At 73.3% G+C, this 5,109-nt stretch carries 1 protein-coding gene; it reads left to right on the forward strand.

Annotated elements, in window-relative coordinates; genetic code table 11:
* Window positions 1–4,706 (forward strand): IPT/TIG domain-containing protein (locus tag G3573_RS19790; protein ID WP_163263396.1); only part of this gene is annotated, 4,706 nt, incomplete at its 5' end.
* Window positions 4,707–5,109 lie beyond the last annotated feature (403 nt).

Consider the following 5,109-nt stretch of genomic DNA (forward strand, 5'->3'; position numbering starts at 1 on the left):
CGGCCGACCAGTACACCTACGTCGGAGCGCCGACGGTGACCGGGGTCTCGCCGACGGCCGGGCCGACGGGCGGCGGCGCGACGGTGACCATCACCGGCACCGGCTTCGCGGCCGCGCCCGGAACCGGCGCCGTGAAGTTCGGCGCGACGGTGGCGACCTACACCATCAACTCCAACACCCAGATCACCGCCACCAGCCCGGCCAACTCGGCCGGCACCTACGACGTCACGGTGACCACGGCCGGCGGAACCTCGGCCACCAACGCGGCCGACCAGTACACCTACATCCAGGCGCCGACGGTGACCTCGATCTCGCCGACGGCGGGCCCGACCGCGGGCGGGACGACGGTGGTCATCACCGGCACGGGCTTCGCCGCCGCTCCCGGCACGGGTGCCGTGAAGTTCGGCGCGACGAACGCGACCTACACCATCAACTCGAACACCCAGATCACCGCCACCAGCCCGGCCAAGTCGGCCGGCACGTACGACATCACGGTGGCGACGCCGGGCGGAACCTCGGCCACCAGCGCGGCCGACCAGTTCACCTACGTCGCGGCCCCGACGGTGACCGGGATCACGCCCCCGGTCGGTCCGCGGTCGGGCGGCTCCACGGTGACCCTCACCGGCACGAACCTCTCCGGCGCCACCGCTGTGACCTTCGGCGGCACGGCGGCGAGCGGCTTTACGGTCGTTTCGGGCACCCAGATCACCGCCACGGCCCCATCCGGGACCGGCACTGTGGACATCCGGGTGACAACCTCGGGCGGCACCTCGGCCATCAGCGCGGCCGACCAGTTCACCTACGTCCCGACGCCGGTGCTGTCGGGCGTCAGCCCGAACACCGGGCCCACCTCCGGCGGCGACACGGTGGTGATCACCGGCTCGGGCCTGACCATGACCGGCATGGTCACCTTCGACGGCACGACCGCGAGCTTCACCGTCAACTCGGACACCCAGATCACCGTCACCACCCCGGCCCACGCGGCCGGCGCGGTGGACGTGGCGGTGGTCAGCCCCGGCGGCTCCGGCACCTACGTCGGCGGCTTCACCTACTTCGTCCCGGTGGTGAGCCTGCCCGCCAGCGTGGCCGGCGGCACCATCGGCCAGGCCTATTCCGGCTCGGTCGCCGCGCCGCACGCGGCCAGCTACAGCGTCACCTCCGGCAGCCTGTCGCCGGGCCTGACCCTGAACGGCTCGACCGGCGAGATCACCGGCACGCCGAGCGGGGCGGGAACCTGGAACTTCATGGTCACCGCCACGGGCGATCCGGGCTGGACCGGGTCTGCGCAGGCCTATGCGCTGAACATCGCCGCCCCGACCCTGGCGCTGGCCCCCGCCAGCCTGGGGAACGGGACGGTCGGCGTGGCCTATTCGGCCACCGTCACCGCCTCGGGCGGCACCGCGCCCTACGGCTATGAAGTCGTCGCCGGCGCCCTGCCGACGGGCCTGACGCTGAACGCTACGACCGGCGAGCTGACCGGCACGCCGACCGCGGGCGGGAGCTTCAACTTCACGGTGCGGGCCACCGACGCCTCGAGCGGGACCGGCGCGCCGTTCACGGTCAGCGGCGCCTACAACGTGACCATCAACGCTCCAACCATCACGGTGACCCCGGCCAGCGTGCCGTCGGCCACCGCGACGCAGGCCTATTCGCAGACCCTGACCGCGTCGGGCGGCACGCCCGGCTATGCGTGGGATCTGATGGCCGGGACCCTGCCGGAAGGCGTGACCCTGTCGGCCGGCGGCGTGCTCTCCGGCACGCCCGTCGAGACGGGGACCTTCAACTTCACCGCCATGGCGCTCGACAGCTCCATCGGGACCCAGTACGGCGGCGCGCAGGCCTACACCCTGGTGGTGGCGGCTCCGACCGTGACGGTGTCGCCGTCCAGCCTGCCGAACCCGCGGGCCGGGACCGCCTATTCGCAGACCCTGAGCGCCTCGGGCGCGGCCGGGCCGTACACCTTCGCGGTGACGGCCGGGACCCTGCCGGCGGGCCTGACCCTGTCGGGCGGCGTGCTGTCCGGCACGCCGACCGAGACCGGGGTGTTCAACGTCACCGTGACGGCGACCGACAGCACGGCCGGCGCGGGCTTCACCGGCTCGCAGGCCTACACCCTGACCGTGGGCGTGCCGAACTTCGACCTGCAGCCGTCGGCCCTGCCGAACGGCCAGCAGGGCGAGAGCTACAGCCACACCCTGGTCGCCTCGGGCGGCACCGCGCCCTACACCTACACCGTCACCGGCGGGACGGGGCTGCCGGCGGGCGTGACGCTCGGCACGGACGGCGTGCTCAGCGGCACGCCGACCCAGTCGGGGGCCTTCACCTTCGCCGTGATCGCCCGCGACTCCACCACCGGCTCCGGCGGGCCCTACCAGGTCGGCCGCGGCTACACCTGGACCGTGGACGTCGCCAACCCGCCGGTGGCCGCGGCCGCCAGCGCGCTCGTGCCCTACGCCAGCGCGGGCACGGCCATCGACCTGACCGGCAAGGTCAGCGGGGTGTCCAGCTCGATCGCGATCGGCACGGCGCCGGAGCACGGCACGGTGGCGGTCAGCGGCTACGTGGTCACCTACACGCCGGCCGCGACCTACTTCGGCGCGGACGCGTTCACCTACACGGTGACCGGCCCGGGCGGCACGTCGGCCCCGGCCACGGTGAGCGTGACCGTCGGCCTCCCGCCGGTCCCGACCGCCGCGGCGGCCAGCGCCCCCGTGCCGTTCAACGGCTCGAAGGCGATCGACCTGACCGCCTCGGTCAGCGGGGTCTACAGCTCGATCGCCGTGGCCTCCGGCCCGGCGCACGGCACGACCTCGGTCAGCGGCATGGTGGTGACCTACACGCCGGCGACCGACCACTACGGCGCGGACAGCTTCACCTACACGGCCACCGGCCCGGGCGGCACGTCCGCCCCGGCCACGGTCAGCCTGACCGTCGACAATCCGCCGCCGCCGAACCCGGCTCCGCCGGCCGGCCCGGCCCAGGTGGTCGCCGGCGACGACGTGGGCGTGACCATCACCAACACCGGCGGCCTGGCCACCGGCGTTCAGATCACCACCCCGCCGGCCCACGGCACGGTGACGGTCGAAACGCTCGTCTCGGCGGCTTCGCTCCGTCCTTCGGCGGCCGGCTTCGTCCTGACCTACGTGCCGAACCCCGGCTATTCGGGTCCGGACAGCTTCGCTTACGCGCTCGTCGGCCCCGGCGGCACGTCCCAGCCGCAGCAGGTGCAGGTCACCGTGCTGCCGTCGGTGACGCTGCAGCCGATCTCGGTCAGCACGCTGCAGGGCGTGCCGGTGCAGGTCGACGTGACCGCCGGCGCCTCGGGCGGGCCGTACACGGCCGCGGCCGTGGTCTCGGTCGGCCCGAACTCGGCCGGTACGGCGAGCTTCGCCCAGGTCGGGACCGCCCGGGTGCTGACCTTCACGCCGGCGGACGACTTCACCGGCGTGGCGGTGGTGACCTACACGGTCTCCAACGCCAACAGCACCTCGGCTCCGTCGACCGTGACCATCACGGTGGACGCCCGCCCGAACCCGGCGCTCGACGCCGACGTGCGGGGGCTGATCGGCGCCCAGGTGCAGGCGGCCCAGCGCTTCGTCGACACCCAGGTGCAGAACTTCAGCCAGCGTAACGAGCAGCTGCACGGGGAAAGCGACGCCGACCCGAACGCGCCGCGCAAGCACGCGCTGGGCCTGACCTTCGGCTTCGGCGACTACGCCAGCGGCCGTCCGGAGGACCCGGCCATGGACCTGCGCCGTCGCGAGATGCCGGAGCGTCCGTTCGCCGACCAGGCCCGTCGCCTGGACGAGATGGCCCTGGCGGCGGCCGACGCCGACGCCGGCCTCGGCGGCCTGGGCCCCCTCGGCCCGATCGGCGGCGGCAAGGTCGCCCTGTGGTCGGCCGGTTCGATCGACTTCGGCCAGCGTCACGCCGACGCCGGCGGCTCGAAGCTGAAGTTCACCACCTCGGGGGTGAGCCTCGGCGCCGACATCGAAGTCGCCGACGGCCTGTTCGTGGGCGTGGGCGCCGGCTACGGCTACGACGCCACCGACATCGGCAGCGAAGGCACCCACAACGCCTCGCGGTCGTACATGGGCGCGGTCTACGGCAGCTGGCGGATCGCGCCGCAGCTCTACCTGGACGGCGTCGCCGGCCTGGGCGAGCTGCAGTTCGACAGCCGCCGCATCGCCGCCAACGACGCCACCGTGTGGGGGCGCCGCGACGGTTCGCAGGCCTTCGGCTCGCTGAGCCTGGCCTACGACCACCACGACGGCCCGATGACGGTCTCGTCCTACGGCCGCGTGACGGTGTCGAAGGCCAAGCTCGACGCCTTCACCGAAACCGGCGATCCGGTCTTCGCCCTGGCCTATGACGCCCAGGACGTGGACGCGAGCTTCGGGACGCTGGGCGTGCGCGGCCAGTGGGACCACGCCATGGAGGACGGCAGCTTCACGCCCCGCGTGCGGGCCGAGTGGCGCCGTCAGCTCTCCGGCGCGGACGCCGCCCTGGTGCGCTACGCCGACTTCCTGACCGGGCCGTCCTACCAGGTCGATCCGCTGGCGCAGTCGACGAACATGCTGCTGCTCGGCGTCGGCGGCGACTGGCGCTGGGACGAGGGCGTGGCCCTGTCGCTCGACTACGAAGGCCAGGTCGGCGACGAGACCCTGTCTCATCGCGTGACCTTGAAAGTCTCCACCCGGTTCTGAACCGGGCCATAGGGGAACGGGGGAGGGCGCCTTTCGGGGCGCCCTTTTTCGTTTGGGGGCGTGTGCGTCTCCTTCTCCCCTTGCGGGAGAAGGTGGCGCGCGGAGCGCGTCGGATGAGGGGTGACGGCGGGACGCTTGAAAGCCTTGGCGCGACCACACCCCACGTTCTGACGCCTCGGCGATGGCACCCCTCATCCGTCCGGCTCCGCCGGACACCTTCTCCCGCAAGGGGAGAAGGGGAGATCGGTGTACGTCGCGCGCCCGTCCGCTTCGACCGCGCCGCCCGCGCGCGCCGGCCGGGCGGCGGGCACATTTCCGCCCATGACCCGCGCCCTCGTCCTCGCTGCCGTGCTCGCGGCCTTCGCTCCCGCCGCCCACGCCGCCACCCTGGCCGAGGTGGAGG

Source organism: Caulobacter sp. 17J65-9, from assembly GCF_010975005.1.
GTDB lineage: Bacteria > Pseudomonadota > Alphaproteobacteria > Caulobacterales > Caulobacteraceae > 17J80-11.